The 22803-nt window shown below is 69.6% G+C and carries 20 protein-coding genes; 10 read left to right on the top strand and 10 right to left on the bottom strand.

Translation table 11 applies throughout. The features are described from left to right. Positions 1-37 precede the first annotated feature (37 nt). The 3 genes from AB5J50_RS16455 to AB5J50_RS16445 all read left to right on the top strand — a co-directional run bounded on the left by AB5J50_RS16455 (position 38) and on the right by AB5J50_RS16445 (position 1118). Positions 38-211 (top strand): CsbD family protein, encoded by a 174-nt coding sequence (locus AB5J50_RS16455; RefSeq protein ID WP_369258757.1) that lies wholly within the window; start codon positions 38-40, stop codon positions 209-211. A gap of 472 nt (positions 212-683) precedes the next feature. Continuing rightward, complete coding sequence (locus AB5J50_RS16450; RefSeq protein WP_369265417.1) at positions 684-839, top strand: DUF6131 family protein; 156 nt, start codon at positions 684-686, stop codon at positions 837-839. Between the two features lie 111 nt (positions 840-950). Continuing rightward, positions 951-1118, top strand: coding sequence for a hypothetical protein (locus AB5J50_RS16445; protein ID WP_369258755.1), 168 nt, complete (start codon positions 951-953; stop codon positions 1116-1118). 364 nt (positions 1119-1482) lie between these two features. Here AB5J50_RS16445 and AB5J50_RS16440 read toward each other — a convergent pair whose 3' ends face one another. The 4 genes from AB5J50_RS16440 to AB5J50_RS16425 all read right to left on the bottom strand — a co-directional run bounded on the left by AB5J50_RS16440 (position 1483) and on the right by AB5J50_RS16425 (position 4123). After that, the gene (locus AB5J50_RS16440) at positions 1483-2199 is read right to left on the bottom strand and encodes an ANTAR domain-containing protein (protein WP_369258753.1); all 717 of its coding nucleotides are present in this window, start codon (positions 2197-2199) and stop codon (positions 1483-1485) included. Between the two features lie 78 nt (positions 2200-2277). Further along, positions 2278-3039, bottom strand: a complete 762-nt coding sequence (locus AB5J50_RS16435) for a GAF and ANTAR domain-containing protein (protein ID WP_369258751.1) — start codon at positions 3037-3039, stop codon at positions 2278-2280. Next, the gene (locus tag AB5J50_RS16430) at positions 3036-3641 is read right to left on the bottom strand and encodes a hypothetical protein (protein ID WP_369258749.1); all 606 of its coding nucleotides are present in this window, start codon (positions 3639-3641) and stop codon (positions 3036-3038) included. The genes AB5J50_RS16435 and AB5J50_RS16430 overlap by 4 nt, the downstream gene beginning before the upstream one ends. Before the next feature lie 56 nt (positions 3642-3697). Further along, positions 3698-4123, bottom strand: a complete 426-nt coding sequence (locus AB5J50_RS16425) for an STAS domain-containing protein (RefSeq protein ID WP_369258747.1) — start codon at positions 4121-4123, stop codon at positions 3698-3700. Between the two features lie 515 nt (positions 4124-4638). Here AB5J50_RS16425 and AB5J50_RS16420 point away from each other — a divergent pair. Continuing rightward, the gene (locus AB5J50_RS16420; protein ID WP_369265416.1) at positions 4639-5064 is read left to right on the top strand and encodes an Asp23/Gls24 family envelope stress response protein; all 426 of its coding nucleotides are present in this window, start codon (positions 4639-4641) and stop codon (positions 5062-5064) included. 172 nt (positions 5065-5236) lie between these two features. Here the strand turns inward: AB5J50_RS16420 and AB5J50_RS16415 are convergent, their stop codons facing one another. Beyond that, positions 5237-5419, bottom strand: a complete 183-nt coding sequence (locus tag AB5J50_RS16415; protein ID WP_369258745.1) for a hypothetical protein — start codon at positions 5417-5419, stop codon at positions 5237-5239. Between the two features lie 346 nt (positions 5420-5765). Here AB5J50_RS16415 and AB5J50_RS16410 point away from each other — a divergent pair, with 346 nt between their 5' ends. The 3 genes from AB5J50_RS16410 to AB5J50_RS16400 all read left to right on the top strand — a co-directional run bounded on the left by AB5J50_RS16410 (position 5766) and on the right by AB5J50_RS16400 (position 11044). Continuing rightward, on the top strand, positions 5766-6086 hold the full coding sequence (locus AB5J50_RS16410; RefSeq protein WP_369258743.1) for a three-helix bundle dimerization domain-containing protein: 321 nt from the start codon (positions 5766-5768) through the stop codon (positions 6084-6086). 1297 nt (positions 6087-7383) lie between these two features. Further along, the gene (locus tag AB5J50_RS16405; protein WP_369258741.1) at positions 7384-8535 is read left to right on the top strand and encodes a glutathione-independent formaldehyde dehydrogenase; all 1152 of its coding nucleotides are present in this window, start codon (positions 7384-7386) and stop codon (positions 8533-8535) included. Between the two features lie 169 nt (positions 8536-8704). After that, positions 8705-11044: an FdhF/YdeP family oxidoreductase gene (locus tag AB5J50_RS16400; RefSeq protein WP_369258739.1), complete on the top strand. Its 2340-nt coding sequence runs from the start codon at positions 8705-8707 to the stop codon at positions 11042-11044. 548 nt (positions 11045-11592) lie between these two features. On the opposite strand, the gene AB5J50_RS16395 is transcribed toward AB5J50_RS16400, so the two are convergent. Next, entirely contained in the window at positions 11593-12879 is a 1287-nt protein-coding gene (locus tag AB5J50_RS16395; RefSeq protein ID WP_369258737.1) for a hypothetical protein, read from the bottom strand. A gap of 212 nt (positions 12880-13091) precedes the next feature. Between AB5J50_RS16395 and AB5J50_RS16390 the strand changes: the two genes are divergently transcribed. Beyond that, positions 13092-13538 carry an SDR family oxidoreductase gene (locus tag AB5J50_RS16390; protein ID WP_369258735.1) on the top strand — a complete coding sequence of 149 codons (447 nt, stop codon included), beginning with the start codon at positions 13092-13094 and terminating at the stop codon, positions 13536-13538. Next, positions 13535-13834: a hypothetical protein gene (locus AB5J50_RS16385; RefSeq protein WP_369258733.1), complete on the top strand. Its 300-nt coding sequence runs from the start codon at positions 13535-13537 to the stop codon at positions 13832-13834. Before AB5J50_RS16390 ends, AB5J50_RS16385 begins: the two co-directional genes overlap by 4 nt. 16 nt (positions 13835-13850) lie before the next feature. On the opposite strand, the gene AB5J50_RS16380 is transcribed toward AB5J50_RS16385, so the two are convergent. Both AB5J50_RS16380 and AB5J50_RS16375 read right to left on the bottom strand, forming a co-directional pair. Further along, complete coding sequence (locus AB5J50_RS16380) at positions 13851-15368, bottom strand: serine/threonine-protein kinase (RefSeq protein WP_369258731.1); 1518 nt, start codon at positions 15366-15368, stop codon at positions 13851-13853. 39 nt (positions 15369-15407) lie between these two features. Further along, positions 15408-16157, bottom strand: a complete 750-nt coding sequence (locus AB5J50_RS16375; protein ID WP_369258729.1) for an SDR family NAD(P)-dependent oxidoreductase — start codon at positions 16155-16157, stop codon at positions 15408-15410. A gap of 220 nt (positions 16158-16377) precedes the next feature. Here AB5J50_RS16375 and AB5J50_RS16370 point away from each other — a divergent pair, with 220 nt between their 5' ends. Beyond that, positions 16378-17322: an alpha/beta hydrolase gene (locus AB5J50_RS16370; RefSeq protein ID WP_327428490.1), complete on the top strand. Its 945-nt coding sequence runs from the start codon at positions 16378-16380 to the stop codon at positions 17320-17322. Positions 17323-17507: 185 nt separating this feature from the next. Here the strand turns inward: AB5J50_RS16370 and fxsT are convergent, their stop codons facing one another. Together fxsT and AB5J50_RS16360 are read right to left on the bottom strand one after the other, a co-directional pair. Further along, positions 17508-21452, bottom strand: coding sequence for an FxSxx-COOH system tetratricopeptide repeat protein (gene fxsT, locus AB5J50_RS16365; protein WP_369258726.1), 3945 nt, complete (start codon positions 21450-21452; stop codon positions 17508-17510). Then, complete coding sequence (locus AB5J50_RS16360; RefSeq protein ID WP_369258724.1) at positions 21449-22762, bottom strand: TIR-like protein FxsC; 1314 nt, start codon at positions 22760-22762, stop codon at positions 21449-21451. The genes fxsT and AB5J50_RS16360 overlap by 4 nt, the downstream gene beginning before the upstream one ends. Positions 22763-22803 lie beyond the last annotated feature (41 nt).

Genomic DNA, 22803 nt, shown 5'->3' with positions numbered 1-22803 from the left:
CGAAACCCAGCAGAGAACTCACCCAGGGCGGCCGCTCATGAGTATCGCGAAGAAGATCGCGCACAAAGCCGAAGCGATGAAGGGCGGTGCCAAGAAGACAACCGGCCGCGCCACCGGCAGCTGGCGCCTGCAGGCCGAAGGCCGCGGAGACCAAGTCAAGGGCAACATCAAGCAGGCCGGGGCAAAGATCAAGGACGCCTTCAAACACTGACCCCCGTCAACCCGACCAGGGCCATGTCGAAGCGCGTGTCGGTGCGCGGGGGCCCGGGCCAAGGCCGGCGGGGTTCCGGGCATCGACGTCGTCCTCGCCCGCGGCCTGCGTGAGCGGGCGGCGGGCGGCGGGCGCACGAGCCTGCCTGCGGAGCGGCCATAACTGCACGAAAGGGTTACTCCTGTGTGACGGCCGGGCGGTCCCCTGCGGCCCGTACTGTCCTGAGCGGGGCAGAGTGCGAGAAATCCGAGCCTCACCCTGCTGGACGCGATCTACGGTGAGAATACGAGCCGGGCGCCACACCACGTGCCGTCACCTGGCCCACGAGCGGGCCGAGGGCAGATCCCAGACCGAGATTGCTAACCCCGGATAGTCACAGAGGAGGACTGCACTGTTCGGGAAGCCACCACCGAAAGGCGGATCTACCCTGGAAACAGGGGCCATGCATCACTCCGCAAGATCGAAGAACATCATGATCATCCTCGGAATCATCCTGCTGGTCATCGGCTATGTGGCCGGCTTCGCCATCCTGTGGACTATCGGGATCATCCTGGTAGTCATCGGCATCATCCTGTGGATCCTGGGATCCGTCGGACACAAGGTCGGCGGACGGCGGCACTACTGGTAGCCGTCCTTGCCTCGCGCGACCCTCGATGCCGAGGACGCGTGCAGCACGCGGCCGTCGCGACCATCCTGCCGCGCCTCCAGCACGCGCACCCGCGAACCGAGGCATCACACCATGACCCTCTTCTACCTCCTGCTGATCGCCGCGATCGTGCTGGTCATCGTCGGCGCGACCACCGAAGGCATGCTGTACCTGCTCTCCGCCGGCGTACTGCTCCTCATCGCCGACGTGCTCTACCTCGCGGTGAGGTCCGTACTGCGCCGCCAGCGTCCGGCCCACTGACCCGCCCGCCCCAGCCCGGCCTGTATCCGCCGCCGCTCCCTTGCGGGCGGTCTCGCCGATGAGGCCGCGGCGGTCGGTACCGGCCAGCATCAGCACGCCGGCTTCCGGCCGTATGCCACCGACCTGAGCGCGTCGAGCGACAGCGCGGCCGGCCTTCCGAAGCTGGTGAGATGGCCCTGCTTCCCCTCCCGGTGCCGCAATGGCACCCTCGACATGCCCTTCTTCGGCCCCGTTCCAAAGCCCACAGGCACTGCTCCCCGTCCTCAAGCGCGCCGGAGGGCGGCTCGTGTGCTGACGGTAGGGGAGCGAGCGTCGGTTCCTCCTGCCGGGGCAACTGCGTCCGTTCGCCGCTCCGCCGACGGCGTCAGGCCACTAGTCCGGGGAGGGGTTCGGAGTCGTCGATGAAGGCGCGGGCCACATCGGACAGGCGCCGGTTGTGCGCACGGGCGTAACTACGCAGGGTGGTGAAGGCCTGTTCCATGTCGACGCTCTGACGTTCGGCGAGTTTCCCCTTGGCTTGTTCGATCAGTACCCGGCTGTTCAGCGCCGTCTGCAGTTGCTCGTTGAGGACTGTGCTGCGGTGGGTGGAGCGTTGTTGCAGGAGACTGATGGTGGCGACGTCGGCCAGGGCCTGGGCGATGAGTGTGCCCGCCGGGTCGAAGGGGCCGGGGGCGGCGCGGAAGAGGTTCAGGGCGCCGACGACCTCGTCCCGCAGACGCATGGGCAGCGCCTGGACCGCCCCGAACCCGCTGCGGTGGGCCGCCGTGGCGAAGCGCGGCCAGCGGCCGATCTCCCGGGTCAGGTCGGCGACGGTCACGGGTGTGCCGGTGCGGCAGCACTCCAGGCAGGGGCCTTCATCACTTTGGAGCTGGAAGAGTTCCAGCAGCCGCACCCGTTCGTCGGAGGCGGCCATCACACGGAGTTCGCCGTCCCGGTCCGCGAGCAGTACTCCGGCCGCGTCGGCGCCGAGCATGCCGACGCAGCGGTCGGTGAGCAGGCGCAGGAAGTCGATCAGGTCGAAGTCGGCGACCAGGTTGTCCGCCAGCTCGACGAAGGTCTTGGCCAGGAGCTGCTGATTCATCGTGTCACCCTCGATTGAGACTATTCCCGCCGGGAGGGGGAGGGAAGTGCAGCCAGTTCGTCGGTCGGCGCCGGTGCGTCAGGTTTCCTCGTCGGTCCGTGTGGGGTCGGTGTCCGGGGAGAAGCGGAGCCGGTGGGCCACCACGTCGGCGGCCACGTCGGCGAGCCGGCGTCCCTGCGTGTAGGCGTGGGCGCGGAGCCGGACGAAGGCTTCTTCGATGCCGACACCGAGTTGGACGGTGAGGATGCCGGTGGCCTGGTCGATCTCCGCCCGGTAGGCGCCCAGGTCCTCGAAGCCGCCCTCCGGCAGCGGTCCGCCGGCCGGCGGGCCCGTTTCGTCGACCTTTGTATCGAGCAGGAGCAGCGTCGCGAGGTCGGCGAACGCCAGCGCGTCGGCCAGTTCCCCGGCGTCCAGCACGGTCGGCACGTTGGCGTAGAGATCCAGGACCCCCAGGCTGATCGCCCCTATCTGCAGGGGGAGCGCGAAGACGGCGCGTGCCCCGGCTTCCAGGGCCGCATCGGCGAACACGGCCCAGTGGTCCTGGAGTTCACCGGTCAGCAGATCGGGTGTCAGGACGGCCGAGCCGTGCAGGAAGGCGTCCACGCAGGGCCCCTCGCCCAGGGTGAGCTGCAGCTCCTCCAACTGCCCGCTGATGTCGTCGGTGCTGCACAGCGGATGGCTCGCCGCGGCCTTGGACATCGCGGACAGCCCGGCCCCGCCGACCGGGAGCGCGGCCACGGCCGCGGTGCACACGTCCAGCACGCCGACCCGGCCACCGCGTCGGACCGCCTGCTCGGCGGCCAGCACCCGGACACGGGCCGACCGGCCGTTGGGCCTCACCCGGGCCACCGCGTCCAGGCATCGTGCGCAAGACCCTCCAGCCTCGCCGCGGTCCGTTCCCCGAGGGGGAATACCAGAGCACGGAACATGGTGGGGCCCGCCGGCCGCCAAACCTCTCCGATGTCCAGCCATCCCCAGGAGCGGAGCGAAGCGAGGGTCGGGTGATCGTCCTGATTCACCAAGGTGGCGCCGAGCGACGCCTGGTGGTCGGTCAGCAGCTGCTCCTGCAACCGGCACGCCACGTCATGGTCCTGGCCTTGCGGGTGCGGGCTGACCAGGATGTCGGTGATCTCGAAGACGCTGCCAGACTCGGTGAGTTGCTCAATGCTGGGTGGTAACGCGCCATCGAACCCGAGCCACCAGAAGCCGTCGCTGCGCACCGGGAAGCCAAAGGCGCATCCCACCAGGCCGTCCGTCTCCGCGATCTCCATGGCGAACCCCGGCCGCCGGATGTCGCTGGTGAGACGGTTCAGAAAGTCCTGGCGGCTGCGGTATTCGTCACGGGCAGACATGTCGCGGGAGTCCACGTACAGATCCGCGAGCCCCCCGGCCAGGCCCTGCGCCTGCCAGCGGTTCACCCGACGCAACCGCAGCGCGTCCACGTCGGACGGCTCACCGGCATCGGGCTCGTGCGGCTGCCTTCGTCCTGACCGGGCCGTCATCGCACATCGCCCGAGAGGACAGAGGCAAGCGGAACAGTCCGGTGCGGCGGGGCTTGGGCCGTCGGGGCTGGGACATCCCCGGGAGGAGGTGACAGATGCCCGACCGGAGGGCCGAGGAGCAGGAACCCGGAGCCGGTGAGGTCGAGGATCAGGCCCAGTGCAGGTGGCGGGTTGTGCAGTCGTAGGATTCCGCCCGTCTCCGTGGTCCGCTGTGAAGCGTAAAGGAAGGCATTGAGGCCGCTGCAGTCGCAGAACGTCATGGGGGTGAGGTCGACATCGACGATGCGGATGCCGTCGCTCAAGCACCGCGCCAGTGCCGCGCGCACCAGCGGCGCCGATTCCAGGTCGACCTCACCGGCCAGGGTGATCAGCGCCCGGTTCAGTCGATCATGACGGTAGATGGTGAGCTGTGGGAGGGGCATGACGCCTCAGTTCAGAAGACCATCCGACAGTGCACGCGGTGACGACCGGGATTCCCGGCCCCCTTGGCGCGCTCCCGTCAGGGGCGTACGTTCGACGGAGGCGGAGCAACGGCCGGCCCAACAGCCTGTGCGACAGGACAGAGGACCCACCCAGTTCCCTCCAGGGATGCGCCGGGTGACGGACGAAGAGCCCGCTCCCCGCACCCATCTGTATCGAGCAACGACAAAGCCGCCGGGGTCTGGGACGTCCGTACAGCAGCATAGTCCTCAACCCGGTGCGGCAGACGGCCCAAAGCCGCCCAGTCCCAGGATGTGGACGGCGCCAAAGGCCAGTGGCGCGTGCATATCCGGCGCCATGCACGGTACTTGGGAGAGCGGCACGAAGGCGGCGGCTGACAGCCGCTCAGGCATGGCAGTCCGTCGACTGCCTGAGGAGGTGGCTTCGCATGACGGAGCCGAACGGTTCAACCCTGCAGAAGTCCGATCCCGATGAGCCGAGCATCGGCGTGGGCACGATGCTTCAGGCCGCACGGACCGGGCCTCAGGAACCGCCAGAGACCCGCGGCCGGACGACCATCGCGGACGGGGTGGTGGAGAAGATCGCCGGGATCGCCGCACGGGAAGTCCCCGGAATCAACGCACTGGGCGGCGGATTCACTCGCACCATGGGAGCCGTGCGCGACCGGGTCCCGGGCGGGCACGCGAGCGCGGGGCGCGGCGTCAAGGTCGAGGTCGGCGAGAAGCAGACCGCCATCGACCTCCAGGTCGTCGTCGAATACGGGGTCAGTATCCGCGAGGTCGCCGCAGAGGTCCGCGAGAACGTGATCGCTGCGGTGGAACGGATGACGGGCCTGGAAGTCGTCGAGGTGAACATCGCGGTCAACGACGTGCACCTACCGGACAAGGACACGCCGGCGACCAGCGAAGACCGCGTGCTCTAGTCGCGAGGCGGGCGGGGACAAGGACTCCGCCCCATCGCTCCTCCACGGCATAGGGACAGCCACCGACTGCAGGCGGTGATCGCCTGATCCGGGCACAGCTCAGCCCTGCTGGGCAATACCCGGCCGCACCCCATTCGGATCCGCCAGCACGAGGATGGCGCGCATCGCTTCCTCAGCGCCGACGTCCGCTACCCCGGGAGGACCAGCCAGACCCCACGCCGGCTGAGTGCACAGCGAGGAAAGCAAGCCCGACAAGCATGAGGCTCGTCGGGCTGAAGATCACCTGGGTCGACGTCTCGGTGACACGGATGATGAAGGCGATGACGAAGAGTGCGGCGGCCATGAATGCAAGCATCTGTCTACCCCTGCCGGTGGACGACGAACCACACGTGATCCCGGTGGCTGCGCCGCTACCTGCTGGGTTCCCCGGACTGCGCCGATCAGTCGCGTAAATCCCGCGCCGGAGTCGGCAGCGACACCCGGTTGTCAACGAGGTAACCGGGACTCCTGGTACCGCGAACCCTCTCGGCCGCCCAGCCCGCAGGTCGACCGCACCGACATGTCGAGCTCAACAACAGATAGTGGTGAGCCGTTCCACGGACGCGATCCGTGCGAGTATGCGAAGTGGACAGGCCGCCACCGAGTACCCGGATCCTGATCGGATGCAGCGGTCGGCCATCTGCGACAGTGAGGAGCGCCCCATGGGCGCGAACACGGCCGAAGCCGCGGTACCTGACGCTATTCAGGAGCTGACGGACCGACTGACGGCCTCCTATGCCCACCTGCTGGCGGCTGCAATCGTGCGGGATGTGGTGCAGGACTCCTACCGGCCGCTCAGCAACGCTCGTATCCCTAACTATGTGCCGATCCTCGTCGAGCACAGCAGCCGCACCAAGCTGCGAGAACTCACCCGGCGTTCCGATTCCACGGTTCTCCTTCGCGAGCACTCGGACGGGATACGAGGCCGCTCAATCACGAGGGCCTATCGAAGGGTTCGAGTCGCCCTGACCCGCTCGGCATAGGCATGGCGCCCGTGGGAGGTGCACTTGGCACACGGGCGCGCTCGACCATCTGCTGGGCCAGTTCTCGGTCCAGGCCGGCCGCTCCCGCCAACCCCGCATCGCTCAGGGCCGCTCAGCTCGCGTGGTGCAGTCCGTCACCGGTAGCTTGCGCGTAGATGTCCTGGCCAGCGCCGGCGGCAACTGCCATGTTGGAAGGCCAATCCGCTGCGGGCGGGTTCGAGACCCCTTCCCGAGCCGGCGGGATCGGCCCACAGCCCCTTCAGCTCGTCCATCCCGGGCTCGTTCGGGACGCGTTCGGGACGCGAGGATAGGAACAGACCGACAAAGACGCGGGGATGCCGACACGACTCACCCGCTCTGACCAGGCAAAACGTCATGGATAAGCGTAGATCGACAAGGACCGCCAAGATCCTCAAAGGACTCGTAATCCGTCGGCCGTGGGTTCGAGTCCCACCCGCCCCACTGTGTAAGCGTCTGACCTGTGCGCATGCTTCGGGGTTCCGGTGTTCGGGTCTGAGGCGGGTGGGGCACGGGCGGGTGGAGAGCGGTATGCCACCGCCGGCGCCGGGGTTCGACGCCGTCGGCCTCTGAGGCTTGATTGTTGCCGCACCGGCGTGCAGCGGCGGCCGATATAGGCGTTGCGCTGGGAACCGCCCGTTCTGAAAACGGTCCGGACGGAGCGTCGGAAGCGGACATCGGGAAGCATCAGGAAATGAGCGCCCCGCGCCGCGGGGAGGACCCGGCTTCTGCGTTCGTGGTGCCCGTCGCGCCCCGCGGATGAGGGCGGCCCCTTTCTCGGCGATCATGATCGCCGCGGTGTTCGTGTTGACCGAGACGACCGTGAATATGACGGACGCGTCCACCACACAGGCCCTCGATGACGTCCACGGTCAGGTCCGGGGCAACCACAGGGTCGGAGCCGATGCCCATGGCGCAGCTGCCGACGGGGTGGAAATTCGACCCGCGGCCTGCGCGAGGAAGGCGCGCTGCGGGCAGCGTTGAGCGGGGAAGCGCATCCAGCGGCGGTCACGCGGATCGGGAACCCGCGCCAGGAGCGAGCCCGCCTCGTCTTCCTTCGTGATCCTCCGTGTGCAGTGCGTTACTTGCGCCGGGATTCCTCCCGATGGGGGTTGCAGCGCATGCGGTACGGGCGTTCCCTGGAAGTATCCAGTGGTGCAGCAAGAGCGCCTGGGGCTACGACGCGGACCGAGGGGCTCCGCCTGGTTTCGTGTTCCCCCGGCAAGGGCCTCGGTAGGGCGGTCGTCGTCACCCAGCGTTCGACGCGGAGGTGATCCAGGTGAAAGCCGTCGTCTATGAGAAGCCCTTCAGCGTCACCATCAGGGACGTCGACGATCCGCAGATCCAGCACCCGAACGACGTGCTGGTACGCGTCACATCGACCGCTATCTGCGGATCGGACCTGCACATGTACGAGGGCCGCACGGCCGCCGAGTCGGGCATAGTCTTCGGACACGAGAACATGGGCATCGTCGAGGAAACCGGCGCCGGTGTGACTTCCCTGTCCAAGGGTGACCGCGTCGTCATGCCGTTCAACGTCGCCTGCGGATTCTGCAAGAACTGCCTCGCCGGGAAGACCGGCTTCTGCTTGACGGTCAATCCGGGCTTCGCCGGCGGAGCCTATGGCTACGTGGCCATGGGCCCGTACAAGGGCGGGCAGGCAGAGCTGCTGCGGGTGCCCTTCGCCGACTTCAACTGCCTGAAGCTGCCGCCGGGCAACGAGTTCGAGACCGATTTCGTGTTGCTCGCCGACATCTTCCCGACCGGCTACCACGGATGTGAGCTCGCGCAGGTGTCCCCCGGAGAGAGCGTGGCCGTCTTCGGTGCCGGCCCGGTCGGGCTGATGGCTGCATATTCCGCGCTGCTGCGCGGTGCGTCGAAGGTGTTCTCCGTGGACCGGGTGCCCGAGCGCCTCGCCAAGGCCGAGGAGATCGGGGCCATCCCGATCGACTTCACCCAGGGTGACCCGACCGGGCGGATCAAGGAACAGACCGGGGGCGAGGGAACCGACAAGGGCGTCGACGCCGTCGGCTACCAGGCCCAGGCGCACGATGCCAGCCATGAGGAACCCGCCGTCGTCCTCAACACCCTTGTCGAGACCGTGCGGCCGACGGGCATGCTGGGTGTGCCGGGCCTGTACGTGCCGTCCGACCCGGGCGGACCCGACGAGAACGCCAAGCACGGTCAGCTGCTGGTCTCCATCGGACGGATGTTCGAGAAGGGTCAGCGGATGGGTACCGGTCAGTGCAACGTCAAGCAGTACAACCGCCAGCTGCGCGACCTGATCATCGCGGGGCGCGCCAAGCCCAGCTTCGTGGTCTCCCACGAACTGCCGCTGGACCAGGCGCCGCTCGCGTACGAGAAGTTCGACCAGCGGATCGAGGGCTACACCAAGGTCGTACTGCATCCCGGTCACGCGCTCGCGGCGTAAGAGCGGGAAGGAAGCCACAGGTGTCCGGCCGCCGTCAGGCCGGGCACCGAGTGTGCACCCGCCTTGCGGTGGGTGCGCACTCGGTGCCCGGCTCACGCACCTCGCGTACGCGGCTGCGGTCAACTTTGCCCTCACAGACCATTGGCCCGTATGGGGCAAAGAGGCAGTCATGGCTGAGCAACCGATCAACCCGACGGATGCACACGAGTCGGCGGGCGTCCCTCCGTCCGCATCGGATCTGACATCGTCAGGCCCCAAGAAGTCCAGCGTCGGAATTCACAGCATCACCGAATCAGCGCGGTATTCCATGGCCGAAATGGGGCCGAAGCGGAGTCTTCAGACGCTGTTGACGATGAACCATGTCGACGGTTTCGACTGTCCGAGCTGCGCATGGGGCGACCCCGATCCCGACCACCGGAAGATCGCGGAGTTCTGCGAGAACGGCGCGAAGGCCGTCGCCTGGGAAGCCACGCGCAAACGGGTCGACGCGGCATTCTTCGCCGAGCACTCCATCGCTGCCCTGCGGGAACGGGACGGTCACTGGCTGGAGTCGCAGGGCCGGCTGGCCCAGCCGATGCATCTCGCCCCCGGCGCGACCCACTATGCGCCCATCCCGTGGGAGGGCGCGCTCGCGCTCACCGCCGATCGCCTGCGCGGCCTCGCCGATCCGAGCCGTGCCGTGTTCTACACCAGCGGCCGGACGAGCAACGAGGCCGCCTTCCTCTACCAGTTGCTGGCGCGCAGGCTCGGCACGAACAATCTGCCGGACTGCTCGAACATGTGCCACGAGTCGAGCGGCGCGGCCCTGAGCGAGACCATCGGCGTCGGAAAAGGCCTCGTCACGTTCTCCGACATCACCGATCACGCAGACTTGATCATCGTCGTGGGCCAGAACCCCGGCACCTGCCACCCCCGTATGCTCACCGCGCTCGAACAGGCCAAGCGGCGAGGCGCCCGCATCATCGCCGCCAACCCGCTCCCCGAGGCCGGTTTCGGCCGTTTCCACAACCCGCAGACCGCGCGCGGCCTGGTCGGCCCGGGTACGAAGCTCGCCGACCGCTACCTCCCGGTGCGCATCAATGGCGATCTGGCCCTGTTCTCAGGTCTGAACCGTGTCCTGATCGATCGGGAGGACTCCCAGCCGGGCTCCGCCCTCGACCACGACTTCATCGACCGGTACTGCGACGGCTACGAGGCAGCGGCTGCGGCATGGCGTGTCCTGGACTGGTCGCGGATCGAGACGATGGCCGGTCTGTCCCGCCGCCTGATCGAGGACTGCGCGGCCGACGTGCTCGCCGCCGACAGCGTCATCGTCTGCTGGGCGATGGGGCTGACCCAGCACCGCAACGCGGTGGCCACCATCCGCGAGATCGTCAACTTCCTTCTGCTGCGCGGCAACATCGGACGCCCCGGTGCCGGGCCCGCCCCGATCCGCGGACACAGCAACGTCCAGGGCGACCGCACCATGGGCATCTGGGAGAAGATGCCGGACACGTTCCTGGACAAGCTCCGCGACGAGTTCGGGTTCGAGCCGCCCAGCGCCCACGGCCTGGACACCGTCGACTCGATCAAGGCCATGCGCGACGGCAAGGTCGACGTGTTCATCGGCCTTGGCGGCAACTTCGCCTCGGCCACGCCCGACACGGAGGTCACCGAGGCCGCACTGGCCAACTGCGCCCTCACCGTCCATGTCGCGACCAAACTGAACCGGTCGCATCTGTGCCACGGCACCGAGGCACTTCTCCTGCCCTGCCTCGGCCGCACCGAGCGCGACCAGCAGGCATCCGGCGAGCAGTTCGTCACGGTCGAAGACACGATGGCCATGGTGCACGCCTCGCGCGGACGGCTCCTTCCCGGATCACCGCACCTGCGCAGCGAGGTCGCGATCATCGCCGACCTCGGGCACGCGCTCTTCGGCGACGACCTCGGCTGGCGCATCATGCGCGACGACTACGCCGTGATCCGCCGCCACATCGAGCATGTGGTCCCCGGATTCCACGCCTTCGAGCAACGTGTCCGGCAGCCTGGCGGCTTCATGCTCCCCCGGGCACCGCGCGACTCCCGCACCTTCCCCACGCCGACTGGCAAGGCGCGCTTCACCGTCAACCCACCGACCGCGCCCGAAGTCCCGCCGGAGCACTTGCTGCTGACGACGGTACGGTCGCACGACCAGTTCAACACCACCGTCTACGGCCTCGACGACCGTTACCGCGGCATCAAGGGCGGACGGCGGGTCGTCTTCGTCAACCGGGACGACCTCCGTGACCTCCACCTGCACGACGGCGACCTGGTCGATCTGGTCAGCGTCTACCCTGACGGTGAACGCCGGGCCCCCGGCTTCCGCGCCGTCCGCTATCCGACGCCGCGCGGCTGCGCCGCCGCCTACTACCCGGAGACGAACGTGCTGGTCGCACTGGACTCCACGGCCGAGACCAGCAACACTCCCACGACCAAATCCATCGTGATCCGCATCGAACCCTCCAACGGGACAGCTGACCTTTCGGGTTGACGGACAGGTCGCACGCCCGCGGCACACTCGAAAGAACGCCCGCCGGATGTCGCGCATCGAGGCCCTCCGGTACCGGAGGGCCGGCATCGATGCGAGCAGGAGCAGCGCCGCGCCCATAGAAGCCGGCCGCCGACTCGCTTCGATGACGACAGGTATCCAGTCCGCCGGTTGGCCGTTGTCGTTGTTTGACAGCCAGTGCGGGAGCCGGTGTCCTGCTGGGGGAGTACGTGTGTCCCGGTCGGATCCTGCTCCGGGGGTAGGAGGGCCGCCTCCGTGGGCACGATGTGTCTGGGCGCGTCGGCGAGGACGCTGGGCTCATCAGGCATGAGGAGGGCGTCATGAACCGTCAGATCCGCATCCGTACCAGCCGTCGGCCCGCAGCTCCCCGCGATCTGACGATCGACCGGCGGACGCCTTCGGGACGACTGTTGCCGTACTGACCTGTTGCTGCCGCTGCCGTACTGACCTGCTGACCGGGAGCGGCCCGGCACGCCGAGGCTGAGCTTCAGCTCGACGTGCCGGGCCGCTCCCGGTGGGTGGCTCAGCCGTTACCGACGGGCCGCGCGCCGGCGTACCAGTACGACCGCGCCCGTGCCGGCGACGAGGGCCGCGGCTGCCGCGCCCGCGAGGGGCAGGGTCGAACCGGAGCCGGTGCTGGCCAGGTCGCCGCCGCCGGTGGAAGAGGTGGAGGTTCCTGAGGTGCCCGAGGTGCCGGTCGTCGAGGAACCACCCGTGGTGGAACCGCCCGTGGTGCCGGAACCGCCGGTGGACGTGGTGCCGGAGCCTCCGGTGGACGAGGTCGAGCCGCCACCGCCCGTCGAACCGGTACCGCTGGTCGAGCCGTCACCGGTGACGTCGAGTGTGATGTCGGCCGTGTCGTTCGCCTTGTTCTCGTCGAACGGGCGGGACTCCGTGTCGAGCGCCACCGAGCCCTTGGCTCCCGACACCACCTTGTTGATCTTCAGCGTGAAGTCGTAGGGCGTGACCTGGCCCTCGTTGAGCCAGGACTGGCTGGTGCCGCACTCGTAGCTTCCGGAGCCGACCTTCGTGCAGTAGCCGGAGGCCTTGGTGACCGTCGTACCGGCGGGCATGTCGATCAGAACCTTCGACACCGAGTGGCCGCCGGGCTTCAGGACCCAGCCCGGCCCGGCGTTGGTGAACTTCGCGTTCAGGCTGACCGTGTCGCCGACGCGGCCCGTCAGCTTCCCTCCGGTCACCTGGAAGTCGGCCGTGTTGTCCGCGGTGATCTCCACATCGGCCGCGTCCCAGTCGGGGTGGTCCGCGTTGCCGGCGCCGGGCGTGGCGCCGGGCTGCTCGACCAGCTTCACCGCGGGGCCGGTGCCGCGCACGGGCGCTTCGGCGCCGTCGTCGCCCCCGGAGTTGTAGCTGGTGACCGCGACCCGGAGCTTGTCGTACAGCACCCAGTCCTGGGCCTTCAGGGTCAGCGTCTTCTCGGGTGCGTAGACGACGCCGGGCTCCACCGTCTGGTCGAACTCGCAGACCGCGTCGGAGTAGCTCGGGGCCTCGTCGTAGGAATGGATCTCGTAGCGGAGGCAGTTGGAGGGCAGCTCCGTGTGGGCGAGGCCGCGGGTGACGTTGTACGACAGCCAGACCTTGTCGAGCGCCGCCGAGCCCTTGTTGGTGAAGGCGAGCGGAACCTCGAAGCTGCTGCCCGGCTTTATGCCGTCGGTGACGGAGACCGGGCTCAGGGCAAGACCGGGCTGCGGGTCGTCCGCTGCGGCCGCGGGCGCGCTGCCCAGTGCGGCGAGAGCGACGGCGCCGATCGCGCCGGCGGTCTTGCGGAGCATGTGACGGTCGGAAGCGGTGCGGAGCATCAAGGTCCCTCTGCGTTGTCCGGGTTAAGCATCGGAGATGGATGGGGGAACGGCGGGGAAACCGCCGGTCCTCGGACATCTGACCGCTCTCACCGCCGAAGGGTTGTACGCGGTGTGCGCCGGACCAGGGCGCCAGGGGTCTGCCCTTCGGGCCCGACTCGTGATAGAAGCGGCGGAAGGGGATTGCCGGTTCACGAGAATGGGGTTCTTCCATGAGGGCTGTGGTGGTCGGGGCGTCGAGTGGGCTGGGCCGGTGCATCGGGGTCGATCTCGGGCGTCGCGGGGACCAGGTCGCCCTGCTGGCACGCCGGTACGACCGGCTGGTCGACGCGGCGAAGGAAGCGAGTCCGGGCACGCTCGCCATCGCCTGCGACGTGACCGACGAATCGTCGTGCCAGGCGGCGATCGAGGAGGCAGCCGCCGGGCTGGGCGGCATCGACGCGCTCGTCTACGCGACCGGGATCGGGCCGCTGGCCCCGATCGAGAAGCACGACGCCGACACCTGGCGCCGGGTCCTGGAGACCAACGTGATCGGCGCGGCAGTGTCACCAACGCCGCGCTTCCGTATCTCTCGGCCTCGCGCGGTGTCGCCGCCTACCTGTCCACACTCGGCGCCACGCTCACACCCGCCTGGCCGGGGTTCGCCGGCTATCACGTGAGCAAGGCGGCGCTGGAGAAGCTCGTCGAGGCGTTCCGGGTCGAGCACCTGGCCGTGGGGTTCACCCGGTTCGTCGTCAGCGACTGCGGTGGGGGAGAGGGGGATGCCCGGACCGAGTTCAACACGGGGTGGGACATGGCGTACGCGGCCCAGGTCATGCCGGTCTGGAGGCAGCGTGGCCATCTCAACGGCGCCCTGCTGGAGTTGGAGGAGTTCCTCCGCGTCCTCGACACCGTGCTGCGCTGCGGCGGCACCATCCCCGAGGTGACCGTGATGCCTCGCCCGCCTGTCGCTTGAGGGTCTCCTCGGCGGCCTACGGGCGCGTGCAGCGGCCGGTCGGTTGCGTCGCCGGCGGGCGGCACTGCAGGACCGAGTCCGTCGCGCTCTCGCTCAGATAGCGGCCGATGCACGTGTTCGCCGTGGTCCTGCCGCGCTCGGCGCAGAAGGCGAGTGCGGCCCGGCCGTCGGCGAAGGGGCCGGGCGCGTAGACCACCCAGTAACCGGGGCGCAGGGAGGCGTACTTGTCGCTGCGCAGGATCTTCGCCTCGGGGACGGACCTCCGGATCTTCGCGAGCCTGAGGTCCCGTGCCGCGGTGCCCGTGCCGACGGGTTCGGAGTAGAGCTGGGCGATCCAGCGGCCGGCCGACGGGGGCAGGGTCGTCCCGGTCGGGAGGGGGGAATCCGTCGCGGACGGCGTGGGGCTGGGTGTGGGGCTGGGGGGTGTGGTCGTCCGGGGCTGCGAGGGCGCCGTCGTACGCGCTGATGAGCCCGGGCTGTCGCCGCCCGCCTTCTTGTCTCCCGGATCGCGCAAGGTGAGGAACAGCGTGGCCGCAGCGGCGATCGCGAGCACCGCGGCCACGGCGACGGCGATCGGCGTACGGCGACGGGGCCGGGGCCGGTCCGGGGTGTACGGCGGGGAGGGGACCGGGAGCGCCGGCCGGCGCCGGGTGGGTGCGGGCGGCGGCACAGGCTCCGTGGGGGGCGGCACCGCCGCGGTTCTCGTCGGCCGCTCCCAGTCCGGTGTCGCCTCCGACTCCACCCGCGCCAGCATCGCGTCCAGCCGCTCCGCGTCGGGGCGGGCGGCCGGGTCCCGTACGAGCAGGGCCTGGAGCACGGGTGCGAGGGGACCGGAGCGCACCGGCGGGGGCAGCGGGTCGTCGAGGACGGCGGCCAGGGTGGCGAGGGTCGTCGCGCGGCGCAACGGGTTGACGCCCTCCACACAGACGTAGAGGACGAGGCCCAGGGACCAGAGGTCGGACGCCGGGTCGTCGCCGTGGCCGCGGATGCGCTCGGGGGCCATGTACTCGGGCGAGCCGACGAGTTCACCGGTGACCGTCAGCGAGGTCGAGCCCTCCAGGGCCGCGATGCCGAAGTCGGTGAGGACGGCGGATCCGTCGGGGCGGAGGAGGACGTTGGCGGGTTTGACGTCGCGGTGCTGGATGCCGGCGGCGTGCGCGGCCCGGAGGGCGGAGAGGATCTGCCGGCCGAGCCGCGCCGCCTCCGTCGGGGGCAGCGGGCCGTCGGCGAGGCGCTCCTGGAGCGAGCTGCCCGGCACCAGCTCCATCACGATCCAGGGGTGGGGGTCGGCGTCCACGATGTGATGGACGGTCACCACATGGGGATGGCTGAGCCGGGCGAGCGCCCGTGCCTCGCGCAGCACCCGCTCCCGTATCGCGTCGGAGGCCGCCGCGTCCGGGCGTACGGCCTTGAGGGCGACCTCCCGGTGCAGCACGGTGTCGCGGGCCCGCCACACCGTGCCCATCCCCCCGCTGCCGAGCCGCTCGATCAGTTCGAAGCGGCCGTCGTCGACCGTGTCCCCCGGTGCGTTCATGCGCGACAGGCTAAGCGACCTTCGGGAGGATGGAGGGGCCTAACGCCCCAGTGCGGCACCGCCGTTGATGTGGAGGAGCTGGCCCGTCAGGTACGCCGCCTCGGGCGAGGCCACGTACCGGATGGCGGCGGCGATCTCCGACGGATGGCCCGGCTGCCCCGTGAGGGACTGGGCCACCCGGGACGCGACGAACTTTGGGGTCGCGCGGTCGCCGAAGAACTCCGTGTCGCCGACGAAACCGGGGGCGACCGCGTTCACGGTGATGCCCTCGGAGCCGAGGCGCTGGGCGAGGTCGTACGTGTACGTGTTGATCCAGCCCTTGGAGCCGCCGTACGAGCCGGGGCCGCGCAGCGAGGCGATCGAGGAGAGCTGCACGATACGGCCGCCGGGGCGCCGGAGGTGCGGGAGCAGGGCCTCGGTGAGCAGCACCGCGGTCAGGACGTTGGCGTCGAAGTTGCGACGATAGCTGTCGGCGACGGCGGCGAGCGAGCCGTCGTGCGAAGCGGCCACGTTTCCGCCCGCGTTGGCGACCAGTACGTCGACGGGGGTGCCGTCCGCGGCAATGAACTCCCTTGCCGCACCCACCTGTTCGGGGTCGGCCAGGTCCGCCGCGTACCAGGACGCGGTTCCGTCCCCGTGGCGCTCGTCCAGCCCCTCGGCCGCCTTGCGCAGGACGTCCTCGCGACGGCCCAGGAGCACCACCCGGTCGCCGTCCGCCGCGAACGCCTCCGCCGTCGCCAGGCCGATTCCGGTTCCGCCGCCGGACACCACCACACGCCGCCCGCTCATGCCCACCCCGCCCGTCGCCATCATCGTCCCCGGATGTGAATGTCGATCACATGCACGTACGGGATGCGACGCTACGGAGGCTGCGGTACGGCGTCAAGTGGCTTGATATGAAGCCTGGTTGACCTGCGGATTCGTTTCGCCGTACGGGCTGGTGGGCAGGGATCGTGCAGCGTTTGTCCCGGACCACCGGGCCGGGGGAAACCGGGGGAGGGGGAGCGCTGTGCGTGACCATGTGCGGACGGGGGACGGGCGGCTGCTGCGCGTCGAGGTCTCGGGGGATCCGCGCGGTCGCCCGGTGTTCCTGCTGCACGGGATGCCCGGCAGCCGGGTCGGACCCCGGCCGCGGTCCATGTTCCTGTACCAGCGCGGCACCCGGCTCATCAGCTACGACCGCCCGGGGTACGGGGGTTCCGACCGTATGCCGGGACGCCGCGTCGTCGACGTGGTGCAGGACGTGGCGGTGGTCGCCGACGCCCTGGGCATCGAGCGGTTCGCGGTGGCCGGGCGGTCCGGAGGTGCTCCGCACGCGCTGGCGTGTGCCGCGTTGATGCCGGAGCGGGTGACTCGGGCGGCGGCGCTGGTCGGGCTGGCGCCGCGCAATGCCGAGGGGCTGGACTGGTTCGCGGGGATGGCGCCGTCGAACGTCAATGAGTTCCGGACCGCGTTCACCGATCCCGAGCGGTTTGTCGCGCGGCTGATTCCGCGGTCCGCCGCGATTCGGCGGGATCCTGTGCGGTTGCTGGAGGAACTGCGGCACGAACTCACCGATGACGACCGGCAGATCGTGTCGGACAACACGATCCGGTCGATGCTGTTGCGGAACTACCGGGAGGCGTTGCGGACTTCGCCGTACGGGTGGGTGGACGACGCGCTGGCGTTGACCGGGGGGTGGGGGTTCGAGCCGGCGGAGATTCAGGTGCCGGTGTTGCTGTGGCACGGGGTGAAGGACGTGTTCTCCCCCGCCTCCCACTCGTCCTGGCTCGCGGCGCGCATCCCCCGGGCAACAGCGGTCCTCGAACCCACCGCCGCCCACTTCGCCGCGCTACGGGCCCTCCCGAAGGTCCTGACCTGGCTCCTCGCCGACCCCACCACCGAGAGTCTCGCCCCCGCCGCCCCTACCCGTCCCATCCGTACCTGGGGGCTGCGCCCCCAGACCCCCGCCTAAAGGTCGGCTGCGGGTGGGTGGGGGCTGGTCGCGCAGTTCCCCGCGCCCCTTAAGGGGCGCGGGGAACTGCGCAATCTTTTAGGCGCACCCCCACCGACCCGCACCCGGCACACAACCCCCGGGGTCGAAGGGGCGGAGCCCCTGGGGGATGGGACGGGTAGGGGCGGCGGGGGCGAGGAACCCCCTCACACTGCCAGCGGCTCCAGGTCGCGGTAGATGCGCCGCTCGTCCGCCGCCACGCGTGTCATCCCGTTGTCGTCCCCCAGCAGCGCCCGCAACTCGGACAACGCCTCGTCACGAAGACGCCGCGCCTCGTCCTTGCGCCCCAACGCGGCCAGCGTCAACGCCGAGTTGGTGACGATGGCCAGCGTCTCGGGATGGTGCGCTCCCAGGACCGTTCGGAGCGTGACCACGGCGTTCTCCTCCAGTTGCCGGGCCTCGGCCAGGCGGCCCTGATCGGCCAGGACGTTGGCGTAGTTGATGCCGGTGAAGAGGGTGTGCGGATGCTGTTCGCCGAGCACCTCGCCCATGCGGCGCAGGACTTGGCGGAACACCTTCTCCGCCTCCTCGGAGTCGCCGCAGCCCCAGTGGAAGATCCCGAGGTTGTTGAGCGCGGCCTGGGTGTACGGGTGGGCCTCGCCCGGGACCTTCATGTACTCGGCGAGCGCCTCCTTGGCGACCTCGCGCGCGGCCTCCCGCTCGTCGGCGGCGAACAGGTCGGCGGCCATGTTCAGATCGCAGGCGAGCGAGTCGGGGGTCGATTTCGCGTACTGGGCCCGGTACTGGGCGCGCGTCGCCGTCGTCAGCCGGCGGGCGTCCTCGAGCTGGCCCGCCCTGCGCAGGGACACGGCGAGCGACTTGGCGCAGCTCAGGGTGCCGGGGAACTCCTTGCCGAGGATGCGTTTGTGCGCGTCGTACGCGCGGGAGAGCACGGTCACCGACTCCGCGTAGCGGCCTACCTCCCGCAGGTCACGGCCCACGCGGGCCGCCGAGGCGAGGGTGTATGGGTGGTCCGGGCCCAGGACCTCGATGCGCCGGTCGTAGGTGTCCTGGTCGAGAACGCGTGCCTCGCCGTAACGGCCGACCATGCGCAGGGCGAGCGCGCGGTTGTTGGCCGCGCTGAGGGTGCGCCGGTGCGACTCGTGGAAGATCTGGGCGAACCCTTCGTGCGCCTCCTTCGCGAGATCCACCGCCGATCCGTACACGCCCAGCGCCGCGAGGTCGCTGGCGAGGCCGGACATGGTGACGTAGGTGTGCGGATGCGAGGGGCCGAGCACCCGGCGCTGGCGTTCGAGGAGTTCGGTGTTGATCTCCCGGGCCTCCACGTAACGCCCCTGGGATCGCAAGATGTTGCCGAGCTGGCAGCGCAGGTAGAGGTACTGGACGTCGTCCTCACCGAGGATCGGCTTCCAGTGGTCGAGGAGATCCTCTGCGAGCGTCTGGGCGCCGGTGAACTCACCGCGCTTCCACAGATAGCGGACGCGGTCGATGAGCAGCCGACGGGTGTCCGCCTCGGTGCAGTTGCGGGCGTCGGAGGCGCTCAGGTGCGGCCAGATGACCGCGAACCGCGGCCAGGTCTCGGGGTCGTCGATCGGCTCGTCACCGTCGGGCCGGCAGCCCGCGAGCACGGTGTGCACGACGTGCCGGGCGTGCCGCTGCTCCTCCTCGGTCAGCTGCGAGCGGATCACCGCCTGGACCAGCCGGTGCACCTGGATGCTGTTGCTGACCTGGTCGACCTTGGCGAGCGCGAACCGGCCGATCTCGCGGATGACCCGGCCGAGCAGCAGACTCTCCTGGAGGGCGGGGTCGTACGGCTTGAGGGCGTCGATCATCTCCTTGCTGTAGAGCAGATGCGAGGAGATCGGCTCGGCGGCCAGGAACGCGCACAGTTGCAGCAGACGTACCGAGGCGGGGGAGCGTTCCTTGAGCCTCGCTATGGAGATGTTCCAGGTCGCGGCCACCGTCTTGGGGTAGTCGGGGGGCTGGTTGAGGTCCAGTACCTCGGTGGTCTGTTCGGCCAGCTGCCGCAGATACTCCTCGATGGGGGTGGCCGTCTCGGCGAGCCAGGCCGCCGCCTGTTCGACGGCCAGCGGCAGATCGCCCACCGCGGTCGCCACCTGATCGGCCTCCTCGGCGGTGAGCCCCGAGGCGCGCCGGGTGAGGTGCTCGACGCTCTCCTCGCGCAGGAACACGTCGATGGGCAGGGAGGCGCCCTGCTGCGCCCAGGCCTGGTTGCGGGAGGTGACGAGGATGTGCCCGCCGCCTCCGGTCGGGAAGTAGCGGGTGAGCCGGCTGGGGTCATCAGCGTTGTCGAAGACCAGGATCCAGCGCTTGGTCGGCGCCCCCCGGGCCAGCATCTGCACGGCTTCCTGGCTGGCCACGTTGATGTCCTCACCGCCGGGCGCCCCGATGCGGGCGGCGAGTTCGGCGAGCGAGGAGACGACGTTGCCGGGGTCCTCGGCGGAGATCCACCACACGAGGTCGTAGTCCGCCATGAACCGGTGCACGTACTCCAGCGCCACCTGGGTCTTGCCGACGCCGCCGAGCCCGAACAGCGCCTGCGGCTGCGGCAGTACGACGGACATGCCGCCGCCGAGCTGGTCGCGGACCCGGTCCAGGATGACGTTGCGGCCGGTGAAGGTGTTGTTGCGCTGCGGCGCGTTCCAGATGCCCGGGGTGCTGCCGGGGAAGCGGGGGCCCGAGGGGCCGCCGTCGACGGGCCGGCCCGGCAGCTCCAGGACGTCGAGCAGCGCGGTGATGCACTGGGACTCGTCGAGCCGGTGCAGCACGACCGGGTTGTGGTCGAGATACGACTCGGGCAGCCGGACCTCGTCGACCCTCAGCGGGACCAGTGTGCCGCCGGCGGCTCCCACGGCATCCATGTCGGATTCGATGAGGGCACGCCACACGGCGTCGGCGTACCGGGACTTGCGGAAGGCGTTCGACAGCAGCACGAGGGTGCGCGTCGCCGGATCCTGGTGCTCGACGGGTCCGGTGGAGATGTCGTGCGGGACGACATTGCAGCCGACCCGCTTGAGCAGCGCCTCGGCCCAGTCGGCCCACATCCGGTTCTCCGCCGCGTACACGATGACGACGTCGGCGGCCGTCGTCATCGGCCGCCGACGCAGGAACGCGTCGCGGCAGCGCAGCCGCACCGGCTCCGGCACCGGCGGCAGCGCGGTGACCTCGCCGTCCGAGATGACCGCGGTGAGCCGCTCGAAGGCGGACAGCAGCGAGTTGGCGATTCCGCTCTCGTCGCCGACGGTGGCGAGCGTCTCCTCGTACGCGTAGTACGGGCGGTACGGGATCTCGACGGCGCCCCAGTACGTGGACAGCTCCTCGCCGCCGAGCTCCTCGCCCCCGAGCCCCTTGGGCAGCCCGTCGAACTTCATCCGGGCCAGCGCCCGTCCCGCGTCGACCTTCTCCTTCTCGCCCTCGTCGATCCGCATCGGCACGGGCAGCACCCGGATCTTGCGCTTGCGGTAGCCGTCCTCGACGCTGCGGGCCACGGCCGCCGCGCCGTCGAGGGACTGGTCGCTGAGCGTGAAGCAGTCCACGAGCACGTCGGGCATCTGCATGGTGCAGATGTCGGCGTTGTCGGACAGCCCGGTCCGGCTGTCGATGAGGACGTAGTCGTACGACGCCTTCATGTCGTCGCGCAGCGCGTCGAGGAACAGCCCGCCGCCGAGCCGCTCGTAGAAGTTGTCCCACTCGAACGACGACACGGTCGCGGAGTACGAGCGGTCCTGGCGTCCGGCGGAGAGGAAGTCGAGCGAACCGCCGTCCAGGAAACGCAGCCCGAGCCGCTCCGGCGTCAGGGAGATGGCATGCCGCTCGACGCGCGCGAAGTCCAGATGCCAGGCACCGGAGCGCTGGGTTCCGGTGGTCGCGGCCCAGGCGTACTCGTTGATGATGTCGATGACACCGGTGGTGGCGGCCAGCGCGTTCGGGTCGAGGAAGGGATGGAAGAAGCGGAAGAGCCCCGGAGCCTCCAGGTCCCAGTCGACGGCCAGGACCCGCTTGCCGTTGGCGGCGAGGATCCACGCTGTGTTGGCCAGGGCCATGGTGCGCCCTGTGCCCCCTTTGTACGAGTAGAAGGTGATGATCCGTCCGTCCTGCACGGCCGTCATGCTTCTTCTCCTCCGTGGTCGGATCCGCCTTCGGGGAGCGGCGGGTGGGTGGGGCCCATCAGACGGGGCCGGCGGATCGGCGGGCCCGCGGGCGGATGCGCCTCGGCGTGCTTGAGGTACTGCCGGGTCGCGTGCGCGACGACGGCCGGAAGGACGTCGGTGAAGGCCTTCAGAGTGGGTACGCCGTTGACGGCGACCCGGCAGTCGGTACGCCGGCCCCGGTCCAGGATCGACGGGAGTGTCCGCTCCAGGTCGGCCGCCAGCTTGCGGCCCTCCTCGCCGTGGCACTGGATGTCGGCCCGGTTCCAGGGGACGATCGCACTGACCCAGGGGCGGGCGTTCGCGTCGAACGCCCTGAGTCTGCGCTGCCGTTCCTCGTCGGTCAGCGCCCACCGGTCGATGAGCAGAATCCCGGGGTGGCTCGGTGCCGCCTTGTCGGAGTCGTCCGTCAGCAGGGTCTCGCCGGTGTCCTCGTCGTCGAACGACGACACCGTGATCCGGTAGTCGAGGGACCGGATCAGCTCCTCGGCGAGCGAGGGCAGCGGCCGCGTCGACTCCGAGTGGTACGGATTCCAGTCCTGGGCGTCCTCACCGTAGGGGCGGGTGTCACGGTGCTCGGGAATGCTGTGCCGGGTGGGCGCCGCGACGGTCAGATGGATACGCCGGGGTCCCTCGCCCCGCGGCTTGAACGCGCTCGGCGTGCTCTCGTACGGGCGGGGCCTGCTGGACGGCAGCGGCGACTCCTGGGCGACCCGCACGATCCGCTGGGCGAGCCCGAGGACGGTCTCCTCGTACTCGTCGTGCAGCCGGTTGAGCTTGATCAGACCGTAGATCCCGTTGGCCGCGTACCGGTCGCCGAACGGCGTGTGATCCACATGGATATGCCTTACGGAGTCCGGGAGTTGGGCGTAGTCGATATGCGTCCACAGCGCGGGGACGATGGCGGGCACGGCACCGGAACCGGTGGCCCGGGCGCGCAGAATACGTTCGTTGAACGCGAACCATTCCCGGCCGCAACTCTCACTGGTGAAGTATCGCGGCGAGAACAGCGGCACGAACACCCGGCATGAAGCGAGATTCTCACTGAGCTTTTCCGGCCATCCGTCACCCGAGCGCATCTCCCGGTCCATGAAACCGGCGGGCGCGCCCGCGGGGAGATCCGTCAGCGCCATGATGTGGTCGCACAGATCCGTGAAGAGGACGTGCACCCAGTGATCCGGATCGCCGTTGCCGGGCCCCCAGGCCGGCGTGTGGGCGTAGCTCAGGAAGAAGTACGGCCGGTTGTCCGATGCCCGTTCAGGTATGTCCACGTGCCCCCCTGCCTGTGGATGTGCCCTTACGGGATGTCACC

The organism is Streptomyces sp. R35, assembly GCF_041053035.1.
Taxonomy (GTDB): Bacteria; Actinomycetota; Actinomycetes; order Streptomycetales; family Streptomycetaceae; genus Streptomyces; species Streptomyces lutosisoli.
Note: the sequence above shows the minus strand (reverse complement) of the source record. Positions and strands in the feature narration are given on the sequence as shown.